General features: G+C 59.9%; 17 protein-coding genes. 3 read left to right on the top strand and 14 right to left on the bottom strand.

Annotated elements, in window-relative coordinates:
- Positions 1 to 2 precede the first annotated feature (2 nt).
- From V7Z56_RS01450 to V7Z56_RS01435, 4 genes are all read right to left on the bottom strand, one after another.
- Positions 3 to 2,036: a TonB-dependent hemoglobin/transferrin/lactoferrin family receptor gene (locus V7Z56_RS01450; RefSeq protein ID WP_334127562.1), complete on the bottom strand. Its 2,034-nt coding sequence runs from the start codon at positions 2,034 to 2,036 to the stop codon at positions 3 to 5.
- Between the two features lie 83 nt (positions 2,037 to 2,119).
- Positions 2,120 to 2,254 carry a hemin uptake protein HemP gene (gene hemP / locus V7Z56_RS01445; protein WP_443023732.1) on the bottom strand — a complete coding sequence of 45 codons (135 nt, stop codon included), beginning with the start codon at positions 2,252 to 2,254 and terminating at the stop codon, positions 2,120 to 2,122.
- Positions 2,255 to 2,431: 177 nt separating this feature from the next.
- Positions 2,432 to 3,871 (bottom strand): phosphotransferase family protein, encoded by a 1,440-nt coding sequence (locus tag V7Z56_RS01440; protein ID WP_334127561.1) that lies wholly within the window; start codon positions 3,869 to 3,871, stop codon positions 2,432 to 2,434.
- 24 nt (positions 3,872 to 3,895) lie between these two features.
- Positions 3,896 to 5,179: an acyl-CoA dehydrogenase family protein gene (locus V7Z56_RS01435; protein ID WP_334127560.1), complete on the bottom strand. Its 1,284-nt coding sequence runs from the start codon at positions 5,177 to 5,179 to the stop codon at positions 3,896 to 3,898.
- A 306-nt stretch (positions 5,180 to 5,485) separates the two neighbouring features.
- Here V7Z56_RS01435 and V7Z56_RS01430 point away from each other — a divergent pair, with 306 nt between their 5' ends.
- Both V7Z56_RS01430 and V7Z56_RS01425 read left to right on the top strand, forming a co-directional pair.
- Positions 5,486 to 6,262, top strand: a complete 777-nt coding sequence (locus tag V7Z56_RS01430; RefSeq protein WP_334127559.1) for an SDR family NAD(P)-dependent oxidoreductase — start codon at positions 5,486 to 5,488, stop codon at positions 6,260 to 6,262.
- 21 nt (positions 6,263 to 6,283) lie between these two features.
- Positions 6,284 to 7,534 (top strand): acetyl-CoA C-acetyltransferase, encoded by a 1,251-nt coding sequence (locus V7Z56_RS01425; protein ID WP_334127558.1) that lies wholly within the window; start codon positions 6,284 to 6,286, stop codon positions 7,532 to 7,534.
- Positions 7,535 to 7,673: 139 nt separating this feature from the next.
- Here the strand turns inward: V7Z56_RS01425 and V7Z56_RS01420 are convergent, their stop codons facing one another.
- From V7Z56_RS01420 to V7Z56_RS01390, 7 genes are all read right to left on the bottom strand, one after another.
- On the bottom strand, positions 7,674 to 8,789 hold the full coding sequence (locus V7Z56_RS01420; RefSeq protein ID WP_334127557.1) for a nitronate monooxygenase: 1,116 nt from the start codon (positions 8,787 to 8,789) through the stop codon (positions 7,674 to 7,676).
- A gap of 61 nt (positions 8,790 to 8,850) precedes the next feature.
- Positions 8,851 to 10,134: a TRAP transporter large permease gene (locus V7Z56_RS01415; RefSeq protein ID WP_334127556.1), complete on the bottom strand. Its 1,284-nt coding sequence runs from the start codon at positions 10,132 to 10,134 to the stop codon at positions 8,851 to 8,853.
- A 12-nt stretch (positions 10,135 to 10,146) separates the two neighbouring features.
- The gene (locus V7Z56_RS01410; protein ID WP_334127555.1) at positions 10,147 to 10,674 is read right to left on the bottom strand and encodes a TRAP transporter small permease; all 528 of its coding nucleotides are present in this window, start codon (positions 10,672 to 10,674) and stop codon (positions 10,147 to 10,149) included.
- 32 nt (positions 10,675 to 10,706) lie between these two features.
- A complete protein-coding gene (locus V7Z56_RS01405; protein WP_334127554.1) occupies positions 10,707 to 11,471 on the bottom strand; it encodes an enoyl-CoA hydratase/isomerase family protein in 765 nt (254 codons plus the stop codon).
- Between the two features lie 172 nt (positions 11,472 to 11,643).
- The gene (locus V7Z56_RS01400) at positions 11,644 to 12,915 is read right to left on the bottom strand and encodes an acetyl-CoA hydrolase/transferase family protein (protein WP_334127553.1); all 1,272 of its coding nucleotides are present in this window, start codon (positions 12,913 to 12,915) and stop codon (positions 11,644 to 11,646) included.
- Positions 12,915 to 13,796: an HpcH/HpaI aldolase/citrate lyase family protein gene (locus V7Z56_RS01395; RefSeq protein WP_334127552.1), complete on the bottom strand. Its 882-nt coding sequence runs from the start codon at positions 13,794 to 13,796 to the stop codon at positions 12,915 to 12,917. Before V7Z56_RS01395 ends, V7Z56_RS01400 begins: the two co-directional genes overlap by 1 nt.
- Before the next feature lie 333 nt (positions 13,797 to 14,129).
- Positions 14,130 to 14,969: an IclR family transcriptional regulator gene (locus V7Z56_RS01390; protein WP_334127551.1), complete on the bottom strand. Its 840-nt coding sequence runs from the start codon at positions 14,967 to 14,969 to the stop codon at positions 14,130 to 14,132.
- 151 nt (positions 14,970 to 15,120) lie between these two features.
- Between V7Z56_RS01390 and V7Z56_RS01385 the strand changes: the two genes are divergently transcribed.
- Entirely contained in the window at positions 15,121 to 16,155 is a 1,035-nt protein-coding gene (locus V7Z56_RS01385; RefSeq protein WP_334127550.1) for a TRAP transporter substrate-binding protein, read from the top strand.
- A 125-nt stretch (positions 16,156 to 16,280) separates the two neighbouring features.
- Here V7Z56_RS01385 and V7Z56_RS01380 read toward each other — a convergent pair whose 3' ends face one another.
- From V7Z56_RS01380 to V7Z56_RS01370, 3 genes are all read right to left on the bottom strand, one after another.
- Positions 16,281 to 16,532: a GlsB/YeaQ/YmgE family stress response membrane protein gene (locus V7Z56_RS01380; protein WP_334127549.1), complete on the bottom strand. Its 252-nt coding sequence runs from the start codon at positions 16,530 to 16,532 to the stop codon at positions 16,281 to 16,283.
- Positions 16,533 to 16,710: 178 nt separating this feature from the next.
- Positions 16,711 to 18,201 carry an AMP-binding protein gene (locus V7Z56_RS01375; RefSeq protein ID WP_334127548.1) on the bottom strand — a complete coding sequence of 497 codons (1,491 nt, stop codon included), beginning with the start codon at positions 18,199 to 18,201 and terminating at the stop codon, positions 16,711 to 16,713.
- Between the two features lie 33 nt (positions 18,202 to 18,234).
- Positions 18,235 to 19,407, bottom strand: a complete 1,173-nt coding sequence (locus tag V7Z56_RS01370) for an acyl-CoA dehydrogenase family protein (protein ID WP_334127547.1) — start codon at positions 19,405 to 19,407, stop codon at positions 18,235 to 18,237.
- Between the last annotated feature and the right edge of the window lie 2 nt (positions 19,408 to 19,409).

Genomic DNA, 19,409 nt, shown 5'->3' with positions numbered 1-19,409 from the left:
GCTTACCATTGATAGCCAACCCTCACATTGAAGCTGCGCCCTTCCTCGAAGAGACCGGCGTAGGCCATGGTGTATTCCTTGTCGAAGATGTTGGAGACACCGAGATCGACAGTCAGCGTGTCGATCGGCTTCACGGTCGGCATCCAGCGATAGTAGAGATCGAAGACGGAATAGCCGGCGGTCACGACGCCCGTGCCGTTCTTGTCATTCTCCTCGGCAAAGCGGCCGCGCACACCGAAAATGCTGTCAAGCGCTGCCGCGTTATAGGCGATGTCGGCAACCAGCGTCAGCGGAATGCTGTTGGAGAGATAAGTCCCGTTGGTCTTGTCCTCCGCCTCGACATAGGTGAGGCCGAGCTTCGCCGTTACCGGGTTGAGCTGATAAAGACCTTCAAGCTCGAAGCCGGTGAGGCGCGCTTCCGGCACGTTGACATTCATCGTCGTGCCCGCAAAGACATCGACATCCTGCGTGATGAAATCCTTGCCGTCGCTGATGAAATAGGCACCCTTCAGATAGGCGCGGTCATTCCTGCCGGTGACATTATCAAAATTGAGCCCGGCGCCGATCTCATAGGTCGTGACCGTTTCGGGCTTGAGGTCCGGGTTGGGGACAAAGAAGTTCGCCGGGAACATCGGCGGCACAGCCGGAAAATGCTGCCCGGAGGAATAAATCTCCGTCAGGTTCGGCGCGCGGAAAGCCTCGGCATAGCTGCCGTAAACCATGAAGTTTTCCGTCGGCATATAGCTGACTGAGAGCTTCGGCGAGACGCGGCTTTCATCCTGCGAGTTGCCGGCATCATCGCTGCTGCGATAGGCATCGAAGCGGGCTGCCGGGATAATCAGGAAGCGGCCGATATCTGTGCGCACATCCACCTCGTCCTGCACATAGAGGCCGTAGTTCGTCGCATCGGCGTTGGGAACGCCCGGGCGCGTGCCGCCGCCCGAAATCGTGCCGGTCTGCTTGTCGCGATAGATCTCGAAGCCGTAGGAGAAGGTGTGCTTCTGCGCCTCGCTGAGGTTGAGAACGGACTGGTTATCCGCATTGAAGCCGATGGTCTCGATCTCGCGCACCTGCACCCGGCCCGCGTTGGTGCCGGAGATATCTTCTTCGCGCACGTCGGTGTTGTTGTAATAGACATGAAGTTTTGGCTTCAGCCAGTCATTGGCCGGATCTTCAAACTCATACTTCAGGCTGAACTGATTGTCGGTGACCTCTTTCTGCACAATCGGGTTGGAAGTGGTGATCGCCCCGCTGCCGTTGTTCGGCTCCGACCCGTCATTGTGGAAGCCCTGATAGATGAACTTCAGGCTGTTATAGTCATTGATGTTGTAGCCGAGTTTGAAGAGGCCAGAGAGGAGCTCGTCATCGGTCTGGAGCGTGGACCCGCCCCCCTGGCGGATATCCCCCGAATCGCGATAGGACAGCATGGTGAGGGCATCGAGCACGCCCGTCCGGCCGAAGGCGGAGACGAGCGGCGCATACTCATCGTTGGCCGAGCGAAAGCCCATCGCGGTGTAGGCGCCGAAATTCTCGCCGGGCGCCAACATGTCCGCCGCATCTTTTGTGTCGAACGCCATAACGCCGCCGATAGCCCCGCCGCCATAGATGGAGGAGGAGGCACCGCGGACCACCTCGACGCGCTTCAAAAGCGCAGGATCCATATAGAAGCGCCCGTCATGCGCGGCTTCAAAATTCTGCCGCCGGCCGTCGATCAGGGTGATGATGGCGTCATTGTCAAAGCCGCGGATCGAGACCGTCTGGCCGTTGCGGCGCGGTCCGTTGGCAACTTCGACGCCCGGCGTATATTTCAGGAGATCACCGATATCGCCCGAGAGCGCAGTGCCCGGCGCATCCGCATCAACGCTCGATGTCGATGCGGGCACCTCGAAGGAGGATTGCGGCGTCCGCGTCGCATAAACGGTGATGGTATCGAGGGAGACAGTCGGTTGCCCGCTGGCGTCCTCGGCAACGGCGGGCGTCAGAAAGGTTGTTGAGAGAAGCAGACTCGTACAGGCGAGCGGCAGTATTCGGCGCATTTACACACTTTCTTTAACATGAGCGCTTTTACTTGCTGCCTGGCTCGCAGGAGGACCTGTTGGCTGGGTGGCGGGCTAATTGCTTATTTGGTGAGAATCAGTTTGTCGTTTCCGGTAAGCCTCAATTTGTAACACTCATTGTTGTGAACGATCGTGAGTTCCTTCCCCCGCGAGAACAGGTCGCTGCTCTGCAAGGTCTCATTTTCGAGTTTAATCATCCGCTCACCGCTTTGGCTTGCAGGTCGATTAACGAACATTCCAGAATCATTCCGCATGAGGATACACCAACAAATCGGCTACGCTAGTGATAGTGATTATCAATAGCGTAGCATGCTGTCAACCGCAATTGCGAATGATTATCACTATAAGGGGGATTCCGGTCCGATTATTCCGCCCTATCCGCTCCCGGACAGATCACTGCCATAGGCGAGCGCCTTTTGATACCCGGGATAGGATGGCTGGTCGATCGCGATGCGGCGGACCACGCTCTCGCGCAAATATTCGGCAAGACCCGGCGCATCGAGGGGCATTGTCCCGTCCCGAAGGCCCGCGGCAAGCTCCGCCTCGAGCGCGCTGAGCGATCCCTCGCGCCCGAGCAGACGGGCGAGCCGCGCCTGCATCTCCGCCCGGTACTCATTGCCGAGCGTCACTTCCCGGAGCACGATATCGAGCGCGTTGGCGCCGACGCGCGCAAGGAAGCGGTCCCGCCCCCCGGTCACGGACATCACGCTGTCGCGAAGGAAATCGCGCACGCTGGTGAGAATTTCATCGGATCTTGGAAGGTCGTGAAGGACCGGATCCGGCGCCGCCGGGTTAAACGAGACGGGCCCCGGGATCAGCAGGTTGACGCAATCGACCTGGCATTCCGAGGAGCGCCGGCCAATCACTGGATACTCCACCCCGACGGACGGCTCCCTGCGATAGCGCTCCCCCATCCGGAGGCAGCCGACCGCCCACCAGAAGGAGCCGAAGACTTCCCAGAAATGCACATGGCGGGGGTCAATTTTCCGGCCGCTCTCCGCCTCATAGCCGGCGAAGAGATCTTCCCTGAGCCCAAATCCGCCGACCGGGAACTCATGTTGCCCGAACCGCCAGGAGCCGGTGCAGATCCAGCCGAGATCGCGCATCGGATCGCCGATATGGGCGAGCTCCCAGTCGAGCACGGCACTCACTCCGTCGGTCTTTGAAACCATCAGGTTGCCGTTGCGAAAATCATTGTGGACAAGCCGCGGTTCGACTTCGGGCGGCAGGTTTTCGAGCAGCCACCGCGCGGTGAAATCAATCATCGGTGCGATGGCCTTGAGGCCTTTATACTGGTCCCATGTCTGGCGGATGGCGGCTTCCGGCGTCAGGCGGTGGAGGCGCGGAGCGAGGCCGGACGCGGTGACGTCAATCTGGTGTATCCGTGCCATAATCTGCCCGCACTGATAGGCGAGACGCGGACGGATCTTTGCGAAATCCTCGGCCCTGGCGATTTTTGCGCCGAGCGTCTCGCCCTCGATCCACTCCATGATAAAGCCCGTGCCGAGCCCGTCTTCGGTCTGAAGCACATAATCGACCTTTGGGCCCGGAACACCGGCGGCGCGCGCCACCTGAAAGAGGAGCGCCTCGCCCGCAAGCCCCGGGCCGCTCGCGGTTTCGCCGATTTCCGCAGGCGCGCGGCGGAACGCACGCAGCTCCCGCCCGGCCGCCGTCTCGATGACCAGCCGGTAAGTCTCCTGGCTCGCCCCGCCCGAAAGGCGCTCCGCGGCTTCAAGCCGCCTGAAATCCGGGACGCAGCGCGCAAGGACAGCCTCCAGCGCAGCTTCAAATGTCGTCGATGCGGCTTCGCTCACCTTCAACTCCTCCTTCAGCGCGGATCAGTCTTCGCTGACGCCCTTAGGGGCCTTCTGCGACATAAAGCCGAACATATAGCCGGCGACACGGCGCATCTGGATTTCCTCCGCCCCTTCGGTGATGCGGTAGCGGCGGTGATGACGATAGATATGCTCGAACGCCTTGTAGCGGGAATAGCCGAGGCCGCCGTGCACCTGCATCGCCTGATCGGCGGCCTGGCAGCAGAGCCGGTTCGCCCAGTAGTTACACATGGACACTTTGTCGGAGACGCTGAAGGCGCCATATTCGTCCATCATCCAGGCCGTCTTGTGGATCAGCGCGCGCAGCATCTCGATCTGCGTCTGCAATTCGACCAGCGGGAACTGGATTCCCTGATTGGTCGCGAGCGCCTTGCCGAAGGGCTTGCGGATTTTCGCGTAACTGACCGCTTCATTGACACAATACTGCGCCGCACCGAGGCTGGAGGCAGCCTGACGGATGCGGTTCTCGTTGAAGAAATGCTGCACCACCTGCAGGCCCCGCCCCTCTTCCCCGAGAATCGACGAATGTGGCACACGGACATTTTCAAGGACGACATGCGCGTGATCTGTCGGCATGTTGAAGGTCCAGAGATATTCCTTCACCGTGAAGCCGGGCGCGCCCGAAGGCACAAGGAAGCAGGTGATGCCGAAACCGTCCCCCGCCTTGCCGGACGTGCGGGCGAAGATCAGGTCATGGCTTGCCTTGTGGATGCCGGTGTTCCACGTCTTTTCGCCGTTGATGATCCACTCATCACCCTCGCGGACCGCCGTCGTCTCCATATGCGTCGCATCCGATCCGTGGTCGGGCTCGGAGATCCCGAAGGAAAAGCGCTTGCGCCCCTGCAGCAGGTCCTCAACCCACTCCGCCTTCTGCTGCTCCGATCCATAGGCCAGCATCAGGAGAACGCCGACATTGTTGCCGACGATGGAATGCTCGTTCTGCAGATCGTTATGCAGGCCGAGGCCCTTGGTCGCGAAATGCTCGCGGATCACCGCCATGCCAAGGTTCGTTCCGTTCTGCCCGCCATATTCCCTGGGCAGCGGATAGCGGAAGTGCCCCGCCTTGTCGGCGCGGCGCTTGGCCTCGGCGAGTAGGGCTTCCCAGTCTTCGGTCGGCAGGCCGCCGCGCTCCCAGTCGGTGCGGGCGTCCTCGCGGCGGTGATCGAAGAAGCGGATGTTGTCATCCTGCTCTTCCAGCGGACGAATTTCCCGTTCGATGAAATCATCCAGGACTTTCAGATAATTGACCAGGTCGTCCGGCAAGTTGAAATTCGTCGCGCCGCTCATGGGTCCTCCGATATGTTCTTGATATTATTGATTGCGCCACAGAGTAGCCGTTACGGCGCGGAAAACAATTATAAAATTGAGATCACGCCCGAACGCGGGCGCCCGCATTAGCCTTTGCCAAGCCGCACGCCAGACGTCATACTTATCCATCCGCTACTTTCCCCTCTTGTAACGAACGCCCGACTGACATAAGAAAATCGCGTCAAGGGGATAAAATGAACGGGTCCGGGGTGCTCTTAGAAAGCCCCGGCAGAATAAGCAAGAATGTCTCCACCAGACGGGATACGAAATCAAAAGGAACCGAAGATGAAATTCGAAGGATTGACTGCAATTATCACTGGCGGAGCGTCAGGACTTGGCGCCGCGACGGGCCGCAAGCTCGCCGAGAACGGCGTCAAGGTGGGTATCTTTGACCTCAATGAGGAAAAGGGCGAAGCGCTCGCCAGGGAACTCGGCGGGGCATTCGCCAAAGTCGATGTGACCTCGGAAGAGCAGGTCGATGCAGGCTTCGCGGCGATCCGAGCGAAGCTCGGTCAGGAACGTATCCTCGTCAACTGCGCCGGCACGGGCAAGGCAGGGAAAACGGTCTCCCGCGACCGCGAGACGGGGGCGATCACGCACTACTCACTCAAAGACTATGAAATGATCATCCAGATCAACCTCATTGGCACCTTCCGCTGCATCGCGAAGTCGGCGGCCGGCATGCTCACGCTCGATCCGATCGACGGCGAGCGCGGCGTTATCATCAACACCGCCTCCGTCGCCGCCGAAGACGGCCAGGTCGGACAGGCCGCCTATGCCTCCTCCAAGGGCGGTATCGTCGGCATGACCCTGCCGGTCGCGCGCGACCTCGCGCAGGAGCTGATCCGCGTCAACACCATCCTGCCCGGCATCTTCGATACCCCGCTCCTGCAGCGCGCACCCGAGAAAGTCAAAGCCGCCCTCGCCGCACAGGTTCCGAACCCGTCGCGCCTCGGCCGCCCGGAAGAATACGCCTCTCTCGCGCTCGAGCTGATCCGTAACGGCTATTTCAACGGCGAGGACATTCGTCTCGACGGCGCAATCCGCATGGCGCCCCGCTAACCGACAGAGAAGGAAAGAAACATGTCTGAAGCATACATTATCGATGCCTGCCGCACCCCGCGGGGCATCGGCAAGGTGGGCAAGGGATCGCTTGCCCATATTCATCCGCAGCAGCTCGGCGCTGCCGTTCTCAAAGCCCTCGCCGAGCGCAACAGCCTCGAGACCTCGGAAATTGACGATATCATCTGGGGCGTCTCGTCGCAGTTCGGCAAGCAGGGCTCCGACCTTGGCCGCATGTCGGCCTTGAGCGCCGGCTACGATGTCCGCGCCTCGGGCCTCACCATCGACCGCTTCTGCGGCTCGGGCATCAGCTCCGTCAGCCTTGCCGCGGCGCAGATCATGTCCGGCATGGAAGATCTGGTGATCGCCGGCGGCACCGAGATGATGAGCTTTACCGGCTCGCAGCCGAAAACGCCGGTCCCGACCCTCTTTGACCAGGGCAACCTGCCGCTTCGCGAACTGCACCCGCAGGCCCATCAGGGCGTTTGCGCCGATGCGGTGGCAACGCTTGAGGGGATTGATCGCAAAGCCCTTGATGAGCTTGCCGTGGAAAGCCAGAAGCGGGCCGATGTTGCGATCCGCGAAGGCCGTTTCGACCGCTCGCTCATTCCGGTCCACAATCTCGATGGCTCCCTCGCGCTTGCAAAGGATGAATTCCCCCGTCCCGAAACGACGCTGGAAACCCTCGCCGGCCTCAAAACCGTCTTCAACATGTTCGCCGACATCCCCGTCGACGAAGAGGGCCGCGAGACCTATGGCAGCCTGATCAAGCGGAAATATCCCGAGATCAAGGAATTCAACCACGTCCATCACGCCGGCAACTCGTCAGGCGTCGTTGACGGATCGGCAGCGGTTCTGCTCGCCTCCGCCGACTATGCGAAGAAACACGGCATGAAGCCGCGCGCCCGCGTCGTCGCCACGGCGAATATCGGTGATTGCCCGACGCTGATGCTGAATGCCCCGGTTCCGGCGGCAAAGAAGGTGCTCGCCCGCGCCGGCCTCACGGTCGATGATATCGATCTTTGGGAGATCAACGAGGCCTTCGCCGTGGTCACGGAGAAATTCATCCGCGATCTGAAGATCGACCGCGCCAAGGTCAACGTCAACGGCGGCGCAATGGCGCTCGGTCATCCGATCGGCGCGACCGGCTCCATCCTGATCGGCACGATCGTCGATGAGCTGGAGCGGACCGGCAAGCGCTACGGCCTTGTCACGATGTGCGCGGCGGGCGGCATGGCCCCGGCCATTATCGTCGAGAACCTGAACCGCTGATCGGTCAGCGAGCGACAAAAATCGGGCCCGGAGATTTCCGGGCCCTTTTTATTGCAATCAGAAACCCCTGCAATCCGCCATCGATGGGAGGGAGGGAGACGAACTGCAGGGGGCCGGCACAGAGGCCGAATAGCGTTCGTTACTCACCGAGCATGTTGTCGAGCCGCTCCTTCGATTCCAGAAGCTCGTTGATGAAATCATAGACGACTTCCTTGACGCTCGTTTCCTCATTCATCTGGCCGACGATCTGGCCGACCGGATAGGTCAGGAAATCTTTTGCGCGCACCCGCTCGACGCGGGAGCGGCCTTCCTGCCACCAGAGATAGTTCTGCAGCGGCGCCGGGAGGCAGTCCGGTGCATCAGGCGCGTTCCAGGCCTGCGAGAATTTGTTGTTCAGCGTCCGGCAGGGCTTGCCAGTGACGCTCCGCGTCAGGATGGCATCGCTTGCCTCGGCCTCGAACATCTTCTGCTTGATCTCCGGCGGCACTTCACTCTGCACCGTTTTCAGCCAGATCGAGCCGCACCAGACACCCTCGCAGCCGAGCGCGAGCGCCGCCGCAAGCTGGCGTCCCCGGCCGACCCCGCCGCCGCCGAGAACCGGCATCGGCGCCACCGCATCGACAATGCTCGGCCAGAGGACGAGCGAGGAAATCTCGCCGGTATGGCCCCCCGCCTCGGTTCCGACCGCGATGACGAAATCGCAGCCCGCTTCCTTATGCTTGATGGCGTGGCGCGGCTTGCCGGCGAGCGCGGCAACCTTGATCCCCTTGCTGTGCGCTTCCTCGATCAGCGAGGCGGGCGGCGTGCCAAGCGCGTTGACGATCAGCTTGATCGGATGCTTCATGGCGCGGTCGATCATATCGAGGCTCTCGCGCGGCGTGAAGTTCATCCCCTTGACGATATCGCGGCGGATCGTTTCGGCCTCATCCTCCGGCAGCGGCGGCACCCCCGCATCGTCGAGCATCTTGCGAACGAACTCGACATGCTCCTTCGGCAGAAGCTTTTCCGGCTCATATTTCAGATCGCCCGAATCCTTCACGTTACCCGACATCAGCACGTCGACGCCGTAGGGCTTGCCCTCGATGTGATCATCGATCCAGTTGAGCTCCTCCTCCAGCCGGTCGGGATCCATGCGCGCCATGCCGAGCACGCCCATGCCGCCGGCCTTTGAGACTTCAACGACCACGTCCCGGCAATGGGAAAAGGCGAAGATAGGTACATCAATACCGAACATTTCGCAGAGCTTGTTTTTCATGTCACATATCCTTTTTGTTTTTAATTTTTTCCGACGTTCTACAGGGTTTGCTCCACTGCCGTCATCGGACGGTCTCGGGCAGCCAGGTGACAATCGCCGGAAAGATACTGAGCAGGATAATCACCAGAATATGGGTGATTACATGCGGGAATACTCCGATGAAAATATCCTGCACCTTGACGTTCGAATAGGCCGCAACAACGAACACGTTGAGCCCGATCGGTGGCGTCACAAGGCCGATTTCCGCCGTGATGATAACGATGACGCCGAACCAGAACGGATCGTAGCCAAGGCTCATCATAATCGGCAGCGTGACCGGAACCGTTAGGAAGAGGATGGCGATCTGGTCCATGAAGCAGCCGAGAACCAGATAGAGAATGATCATCAGAGCGAGGATCACCCAGCGATCCACGTCAAGATCGCCAACCATGCTGACGAGGGCCTGCGTCACGCCAGTCAGGGTGAAATAGTAGCTGAAGATATGGGCGCAGATGATGATCAGCACGATCATACAGCTGGTCGCCGCCGCCTTGCGAAGCGCGGAATAGAAGGTCGCCAGCGTCAGCCGGCCCCGGAAGAACGCAATACAGAAGGCGCCAAACGCGCCGAGGCTTGCCGATTCCGTCGGGGTGGCGATGCCGAGATAGATACAGCCGGTCACCAGGGTGATCAAAATCACCATCGGGCCGATCACTTTCAGCGATCGAAACTTCTCCGACATCGTGTAGGCCCGCCCGGCGGGCGCGAAATGCGGATAGATCGTCACCAGCAGAATAGACGTCAGAATAATGACGCAGGTGACCAGCAATCCCGGTACGACACCCGCGATCAGCAGCTTTCCGATACTGATATCGGCGATCAGCCCGTACAGGATGAGCGCGATACTCGGCGGGATCAGCATGGCCAGCGGCCCGGAGATTGCCACCACGCCGGAGGCAAAGCGGGGGTTATACTTGCTCTCCAGCATCGCCGGGATGGTCGTCGCCGACAGCGTTGCGGCCGAGGCGGTGCTGGAGCCGGAAATGGCGCCGAAGCCCGCCCCCGCAAGTGCGGTCGCAATGGCGAGGCCCGCGGGCGTCCGCCCCATCCATGCCTTCGCGCTGTCGAACAGTTCGTTGGCGATGCGGCTGACGATAATAAACTCTGCCATCAGGATAAACATCGGGATCGTCAGCAGCTCATAAGACGCGGTGGTCGAAAGCGACACGGTCCGCAGGATCCCTTCCACCATCGGCAGCCCCCCGATCGTGTAGAGGCCAACCATTCCGGATATGCCGAGCGCGAACGCCACCGGCATGCCGAAGACGAGCATCGTCAACAATACAATCAAACCGATAAACACCATGGTCCGCCCTCCCTATTCCAGATGCTCAACGGCACGTTCTATCTGCACGCCAGTTATCAGTACTTTTATCCGCTCCAGAATAGTGACCACGATCCTGAGCGAGAGCAGGCCATAGCCAAGCGCGACAATCATATAGGGGATCCAGGTCGGCCAGTGGATCGCGCCTGCGATCACATGGCCCTTCACGTAGCTGTCGATGCCGTCTTCAACACCGAGGCGGAACATGAGGTAGAACAGAACGAGAGCGCTGACAAAGCCGATTACTTCCAGCGCCGCACGGACGCGGACGGAGCCGAGCTTGTCAAACAGGTCGATCTTCACATGACTGCCGCGACGGAAGGTATCGGAGACGGCCGCGAAGAACAGCAGCGTCGCAAGATACAGGGATATCAGGTCAAACGACCAGCTGAGCGGCGATGAGAATACATACCGCATGACCACATCCACAGTGATCAGCAGCATGATAATCGTCAGGCAGACGCCCGACAGCGAGATCACCGCCTTTTCAATCAAGGTGATGACCTTGTCCAGCAACTCCATCGATTTATCCCTCCCTAGTTATATTTTTTCCGTCATTTTCCCTGCCACTTGGGTGGCCGTTTTTCACGGAACGAGAGCGGCCCCTCCAGCGCGTCCTCGCTTTTATAAACTGATTCGAACAGATGATATCCCGCCCGGAGCGCGGCGGAGCGGCCCATCTCGGCCGAGAGATACACAAGCTCCTTCGCGGCCTTGACGGTGAGCGGCGCATTGGCGGCGATTTTCTTCGCCATGGTGATTGCCTCCGCCATCAGCTCGGCCTGGGGCACCACCTTGTTGACAAAGCCGATCTCCAGTGCGCGCTGCGCCGACAGCGTATCACCCGTCAGCAGCAGCTCCATCATCACCCGCTGCGGGATCATCGCGCCGAGCGGCGCGGCCCAGGGCATGCCCCGGCCGACCTTCGCCTCGGTGATGCCGAAGGTGGCGTTTTCCGACGCAATGCAAAGATCACACATCTGCGCGAACAGCCAGCCGCCCGCAAAGGCGAAGCCGTTGACGGCGGCGATGACCGGCTTTGTTACCGTGACGCTGTCGCCGAGGACGGGAATGAAATCGCGCGCCGGAACGCCGAGCATCTTATCCGCCGCCTCTTTCAGATCCATGCCCGCGCAGAAAGATTTGTCCCCTGCCCCGGTCAGAATGGCGACCTTCAGCTCCGGCGACTGCTCGAACCGCGCCCAGGCGGCCCGCATCCCTTCGCTCACCGCGTCATTGATCGCGTTGCGCCGGTCCGGGCGGTTGATGGTGATGATGGCGATATCGTCTTCGACCTCAAACAGAATGGCCTCTGCCATGACGGAACTCCCTTTATTATATTTTCACAGTCGCGATGACGGTGGCTGAGTTATTTCTTCTCCCACGCGAAATTATTATTCCGCTGTAATATTGCCGAGGTCAATCTATCCTGTCAGGCGCGCGGTCGTTTGTTTTCGCGCCATGAGGCCCGTCCCGGCGATTTTTGTTGCCTCACGAGGCCATCTTGACGATGTCATGCGCTTCGCGCTCCAGGCGCTCGCGGTGCTCGGGCGGCGCGATATCGATCATCGCCCGGACCCGCGCCCGGAGCGGCAGGCCGCGAAGATCGGCGGCGCCGAACTCGGTCACCACGACGCCGACGTCGCTTCGGGGCGTTGTGACAGGACCGGAGAGGCGGGAGACGATCTTGCTGACCTCCCCGCCCTTGGCGGCGCTGCGAAGCGCAATCAGCGAGCAGCCGCCCTTGGAGAGACCGGCGGCGCGGACGTAATCCACCTGCCCGCCAACGCTGCCGAAATAATTCGCCCCGATCCCTTCGGCATTCACCTGCCCGGTGATATCGACTTCGAGCGCCGAGTTGATCGAGATGAAGTTGGAGAGCTCGGCGAGAAGCCGGATGTCGTGGGTGACGGATGCCGGCGCCATACGCAATTCGGGATTCCTGTGGGCAAAATCATAGAGCCGCTTCGTACCGATGAGTGCGCCGGTCACCGTCACGCCGGCATCGATTTCCTTGAAGCCGTTGGTCAGCGCTCCGGATTCCGCAAGATCAACGACGCTGTCGCCGATCATCCCCGAGTGAATGCCAAGCCCGCGCCGCGATTTCAGCGTCGCCATCAGGGCTTCCGGAACGCCGCCGATACCGACCTGCAATGTCGCGCGGTCCGGGATAAACCCTTCCGCAAAGCCGGAGATTGTCCGGTCGACGTCCGTGACGGCGGCCGCCGGCACGGCGACAACCGGCCGGTCGGAATAGATGCAATAGTCGATATCCTTCGCCGTCAGCGGCTCCACGCAGAAACTTTGCGGCGTCTGGCTGTTGATCTCGGCGATGACGAGGCGCGCTTTCTTGACGGCAGTGTAGATGAAGTCGCTGGTGACGCCGAGGCTATATTCGCCGCGCTCGTTCGGCGGGCTGACCTGGACGAACACGACGTCGCAAGGAATGCGGCCCGCCTCGATATATCCCGCAACCTGCGAGACATGACACGGGATCACATCGCAAACGCCCGCTTTCGTGAGCGCCCCCGCCGCGCCAATGCCGCCCGTCGACATGAATTTGATCTTGTCCGCATGCTCGGGCGCGAAGGTTTTTGAAAAGCTCGCGCCAAAAAAAACGCGGACATCCTCAAGATTATGGCGCTGCGCGACCAGCGCTTCGGTCAGCGTCAGCGGCTCGGCGCAGGCATTGCCCCACGTAATCGTTTCCGATTTTTTTATCAGAGCGGAAAGGTCCAGCTCGGCAATATCCAGTTCCTTCATCAGTCTTCCTCCCTGCTCCGGATTACCTCGGCGATCGCCAGTGTCTGTTCGGCGCGCTTGAGGAGCGGCCCATCGATCATTTTACCCTTGAAGTCAATCGTCCCGATGCCCCTCGACATGGCGTCGCGATAGGCCGCGACAACCTCAGCCGCCTCGCGGGTTTCCTCCTCCGTCGGGGCGAAAATGCTGTTGCAGATGTCAATCTGGCGCGGGATGACGCAGATCTTGCCTTCATAGCCGAGATCGCGCCCCTTGCCAGCGTCGCGGCGGCACTGTTCGTCATCGCGCACCTCGACCACTGCCTGGTCGATCGGCACGATGCCGGCGATTTTCGCGGCCAGCACAACGCGCGAGCGGGCATAGAGGACCTCGTCCCCGCCCGCTGTCCGCCGCGCGCCAAGATCGGACGCATAGTCCTCTGCGCCAAAGAAGACCGCGCTCATCAGCTCGTTGGCCTTGCAAAGCTCGTTCACATTCAGGACGCCCAGCATGGATTCGATCCCGCCGAGGATCCGTATCTCCCGCTTCGCCGGATCCTTCCCCCGCGCCGCGCGGATTGCCGCAACGATCGGATCGCACTGATCGGGGGTTTCGAGTTTCGGGATGACGATGCCGTCAATATCGCAGGCAACGGCGGCCGCGATATCGTCAAGAAAGAATTCCGATCCCGGCTCATTGACCCGCACATAGACAAGCCCCTTTACCTTCGCGTCGCGCAGCATCGCCATATTGCCCGCGAGGGCGCCGCGCGCCGCAACCTTGTCGCCGGGCGGCGTGCCGTCCTCAAGGTCGATGACGTAGCAGTCAGCGGAAAATCGCGGAAACTTCGCCAGCAGATCCGGCCGGTTGGCGGGGGCGAAGAAAAGACTCCTAAACAACATGACCAAATCTCCCGGTGCGTAAGGCGTGACGGAAAGAGGCGGAACCGCCAAATCCGGCGCTTTCGGAACGGTCACAGGGGTTGAAAGGTCTTTTTAGTTGCGGCCCTGCGATTTTTGTTCCGATAACAGAATATTGTTCTTATTTAAGACCAAAATATCGGGGCGCTTTTCTACTGTCAAGCCGGAAATTGCCGGGCGATGGCATACGACCGGTGCGCGGTGCGTCAGGTCATCGCCGTCGCAATACGCGCGGTCCGGGTCATCTCTTTGAAAGAAAGAATGTCCCGCCTCCTCCACTGCGGCGCCCGGCACGACGCGGCGACCTTATGAGCCTTATGATTGCCTCGCCCGCGCGCCATCGGCCCTCTTGTTGTTTTTTGATCCGGGATAGGGGAGAAAATAGCCCATAAACTGCGATGCCCTCTCCCCGGCGGCGTGAGCCAGCTCGGCATAGTGATTGAGCTGGCTTTTCAGCCGGTCAAGCGGCGCAGCGAGGGTTATACTCCCGAGAATATACCCTTCCGCGCCGAAGACCGGCACACTGATGCCGCCCGCCTCTTTGACCGTATCGCCCATTGTAATGCTCACGCCGGATTTGCGGATATATTCCAGATCCTCGAGGATCGCACTGATCTCGTATCGGATGCCGGTCATCGGCGAGACGGGATCGACATTCTCCAGGTAATTATGGATGAAGCTGACGCTCTGGAAGGCGAGCAGGCTTTTTCCGAAAGACGAGCAGAAAAGCGGGCGCTGCGCCCCGATAACGGAGGAGAGATAGATCGACCCGTTGCCTTCAACGATGTCGATAAAGATGCCATGAGTACCGTCTTCGGCGAGGACGCCGGAGAGGACCGTCTCGCCGCTGTCGCGCGAGAGCGCCAGCAGAAAGGGCCGCACCGCCGACGGAAAGGACGACTGCGCCTTCATGCGCGCATTTATCATATTCCCAAGACGGAATGCTTTCGCGCCAAGGCTGTATGTCTTATTATGGACTTCGATATATCCTTCGGCCTCAAGCGAACGGAGGAGGCTCAGCAGGCTGGTTTTCGGCGTATCGACCAGCGCGCTCATCCTCGCCAAGGTCAGGCCGTCGGTATGGGAGGCAAGAAGTTCCAGCAACTGCATAACCCGGGCGGGAGAACGGGGTCCTTTTGGCGTATTTTTAGTCACAGACTCTCCTAAAATTCTTGAACCGTTCTCAATATCGTATATTATGCAGATAACGGAACAATCATAATCTAACAAAATACGTCGCGCCAGTATATAACACCGCAAAATTCCAATTCCAAATGGACCAAAGGCGCAACAGAAAGGGAGACAAATGAAAAAAATCATTTCCAAACTGGCACTTACGGCTGCCGTTGCGATGCTCGCCGGATTGTCGACGACGGCCTCGGCGCAGGAGCCAATCAAGCTGCGCCTGGCGCATTCCTTCCCGACGGCGCATTTTATCCAGGTTCAGGCCGTCGCCCCCTGGATGGCGCAGATAACAGAAGCCACCAACGGGCGCGTGACGTTCGAAGAATATCCGGCCGAACAGCTTGGCAAGGCAAAAGACATGCTGACGCTGACGCAGAACGGCGTGACCGATATCGGCTATGTCGGCCCGTCCTATGTCTCTGACAAAATGCCGCTCTCGGGTGTTGCACAGCTGCCGGGCAGCTTCCCGACCTCCTGCATCGGTACCAAAGCCTTCTGGGAAGTCGCCAATCAGGATCCGATCAAGAGCCGGGAATTCACCGCAAACAAGGTTCATCTGCTGTTCGCCTTCGTTCTCGAGCCCTACCAGATCTACACCGTCAACAAGAAAGTCCAGACCGCCTCTGACGCAGCCGGCCTCAAGCTTCGCAGCACCGGCGGCCCGATGGACCTGTTCGCCCGCAAGATCGGCGCTGTTCCGGTTCGCATGACGGCAACGGAAGTGCGTGAATCACTCTCGCGCGGCACGATGGACGGCCTGATCTTCCCGAATCAGAGCGTGATCTCCTATGACCTTGTCTCGCTGCTCAAATACGGGACCCGCGGCGGGAACTTCGGCAGCTTCATCGTCACCTTCGTGATCAACCAGAACGCCTGGGACAAGCTGCCGGACGACGTCAAGACTGTGATGACCGAGGCAAGTGAGAAGATGGTCACGACGATGTGCGAAAACATCGACAATGACGTCGAGAAAGCACTCGCGGAGATGGCCGGCGAAGGCGTCGAATATTACACGCTGACGGAGAGCGATCTTCTCACCTTCTCGCAGCATTCCGACGAGGTTGCCGATGAGTGGGCGAAAGACCTCGACAATCGCGGTCAGCCGGGCAGCGAAGTTCTCGCCCAGTTCCGCGCTGCGCTTGACAAGCAGAAATAATCCTCTGAGCGCGTCTTAGACGAGAAAACCCGCCGTCCCAAAACGGCGGGTTTTTCATGCGCTGAGAGAGGTATAAAAAACGGGAGGGGGTCGCCCTCCCGTTCCCGTTTTTTATCAATAGACGGCTAGCGCTTGATCGCCCGGACGATCCCGACGAGAATACAGGCGCCAATGATGCCGGCCACAAGATAGCCGAGCCAACCGCCAAAGGAGATCCCGAGCAAGCCAAAGAGGAAGCTCGCTATCGCCGCCCCAATGATCCCGAGAATGATATTGAAGAATATTCCGGTATCCGCTTTCATCAGGGTAGAGGCTATCCAGCCCGCCACTCCGCCGATAATAATCGCTGCAATCCAGCCAATTCCTGCGTCGCCCACGTTGAGTCCTCCTTCTCAATAAACATCAACAATATAACTTTTCACAAATATAATATTTTTGCAAATTGTGTCAGCATGAGGGCGCGCGTGCGCATCAGATAGCGTGTAATCGGTGAATAGAGGTTAAATCATACGAAAATGCCGGCCTTTCGGCCGGCTGCTTTTGCGTCTCTATTATTTAACTAATCTCGTCGCGAAGCACGCGTTTCAGGATTTTACCCGATGGATTACGCGGCAGGCTTTCCTGCAAAATCAGCCGCTTTGGAATTTTGAAGCCGGCGAGATGCTTGCGGCAATGCGCCTGGAATGCCGCCTCGTCAATGGTGACGCCCTTGGCGGGCACGATAATCGCGACCGGCACCTCTCCCCAGCGCTCATCGGGCATGCCGATGACGGCCGCTTCCATCACGCCCGGCATCTGATAGATCACCCGCTCGATCTCGGAGGAGGCGATATTCTCGCCGCCAGAGATGATCATATCTTTCTTGCGGTCGGTGAGGTAGAGAAAGCCGTCTTCGTCGAGATAGCCGACATCGCCCGTCCTGAACCAGTCGCCGATGCGGGTGTCCGCTGTCTTTTGCGGATCGTTCCAGTAGCCTTGCGTGATTTTCGGGCCGCGCAGGCAAATCTCCCCCTCCTCGCCCGGCGCGAGGAACTGGCCCCCATCATTGGCGATGGCGATGGAGACATGCGGTGTTGCCCGCCCGGTCGAGCCGATTTTCTCAATCTCCCAGCCCGCTTCCATAAAGGTATCGCCGCTCCCGGATTCGGTCAGGCCGTAGGCATCGATATAGCGCCCGTTGGTGAAATATTTCTGGAACTCGATAATGCGCCCCTCCGGCGTTTTCTCGCCGCCGCCGATGCACCATTCTAGGCTGCTGACATCATATCTGTCACGCTCCGGGTGGCTGAGGACGCCCGCCATCATAATGGGCGCGAGCCAGGCGCCGGTGAGTTTCTCCTGCTCGATCGCCGCAAGCACTTCGGCCGGATTGAACTCGCGGTGAATTTTCAGCATGCCGCCAAGCCAGAGCACCGCAACGCCCGGCAGGTCGAACGCGCCGACATGGTAGAGCGGCCCGGTCACCAGCAGGCGCGTCTGATGCGAGAGGCCGAGCACGATCACATGCTCCATGCTCTTCCAGTAGAAATTCTCATAGGTGTGCATGACGCCCTTCGGCCGATCGGTCGTGCCGGAGGTATACATCAGGCGGAAGAGATCGCCGGGTCGGACGAATTCCTGCACCGGAATGTCACCGCTCTCGCCGGTGAGCGCGCGCGGATCCTTCTGCATGGCATCATCGAGGAGAAATTTCGGGACATCCACAGCCAGCACCCCGGCAAACTCCGCATCGCCGAAGAGCAGCTTCGCCTTCGCATTGCCCGTGATATAGGCGACCTCATCGTTCGCGAGACGATAGTTGATGGGAAGAAAGACACCGCCGAGATAGCTCGTCGCAATGGCAATCTCGATGAAGGCCGGGCTGTTTTTCATAAAGACAGCCACGACATCGCCCTTGCCGATCCCCTGCCCCTTCAGAAACCGCGCGAGATGCTGGACGCGCTGCCAAAGCTCACCGTAGCTGATCCGCCGGTCCTGATAGACAATCGCTATTTTGTCGGGCCAGCGCGCCGCGTGATATTTCAGGAAACTGCCGAGATTGACCATTCTCTCTCCCTCCCTTTTATCGTCCGGCGCCGCCTAGTAGGAACGCGGCATCCCGAGATCATGCACGGCAATGAAGTTGAGGATCATCTCCTCCGAGACCGGCGCAAAGCGGAAGAGCCGCGCATCGCGCCAGAGCCGCTCAAGATGCGATTCGGTCGCATAGCCCATCCCGCCCATCGCCTGCATTGCGCGCTCCGTTGCATCGGCAACCGCCTGCGCCGCGATCAACTTCGCCGCGTTCGCTTCACTGCCGAACGGCTCACCCGCATCGAACTGCGCCGCCGCCTTGTAGTTCATCAGCCGGGCGCATTCGATTTCCGCTTTCGCCTGCGCGAGCGGGAACTGGATGCCCTGATAGGAGCCGACGGGCCGGTTGCCGAAGACTTTTCGTTCATTGGCATAATCGACCGCGACGCGAAGCGCGAGGCTGCCTGCGCCGACGAGCCCTGCGGTGGTGACAATCCGCTCGGTATTCAGCGTATCGAGCAGCTCTTTCCAGCCGCCATGCAGGGTGCCTACCAGCTCCTCGGGTTCAATCCGCACATCATCGAAAAAGACAGTGCAGGAGGAGAGCGTCTTTGTGCCGACCTTGTCAATCGGATGGTAGGTCAGCCCGTCCCGTTTCACGTCGATCATGAACATGGAAAGGCCGTCGGTGCGCTTCTGCACCTCCTCGACCTTTTTCGTGCGGGCGATGACCAGCATCTTCTCCGCCTGATCGACCGCCGTGATCCAGATTTTCTCGCCGTTCAGCCGCCAGCCATCGCCGTCTGCTTCGGCAAAAGTTTTCAGCTCCAGGCTGTTGCTGCCCGCGCGGGCTTCCGTCAGCGCCATGCAGAAATTGAGATCGCCCTTGATCAGCCGCGGCAGCAGCTCCTCTTTCATCTTGTCGGTGCCATGCTTTGAAATGGTGACGCCGCCAAAGATGGGGTTGATCATAAAGAGCTGGCCGAGCGTCGCGCCGCCGCCGCTTGCCGCGAGGTTTTCGACGATCAGCGCCATTTCCAGCATGCCCGATCCCGCGCCGCCATATTCTTCCGGCAGGGCGACCCCGCAAAGCCCCGCATCGCAGACCGCCTGCCAGAGCTCCTTCGGGAATTCCTTCTTGGCGTCCTTCTCGCGCCAGTAATCGAGACCGAATTCATCGCCGATCCGGTATGCTGTCTCGGCGATCATTCTTTGCTCTTCAGTCAGCCGGAAATCCATGT

The sequence above is a fragment of the Sneathiella sp. genome, from assembly GCF_036844445.1.
In the GTDB taxonomy this organism is placed as follows: Bacteria; Pseudomonadota; Alphaproteobacteria; order Sneathiellales; family Sneathiellaceae; genus Sneathiella.
The sequence above is the reverse complement of the archived record's forward strand: the minus strand, read 5'-3'. Positions and strand labels throughout refer to the sequence as shown.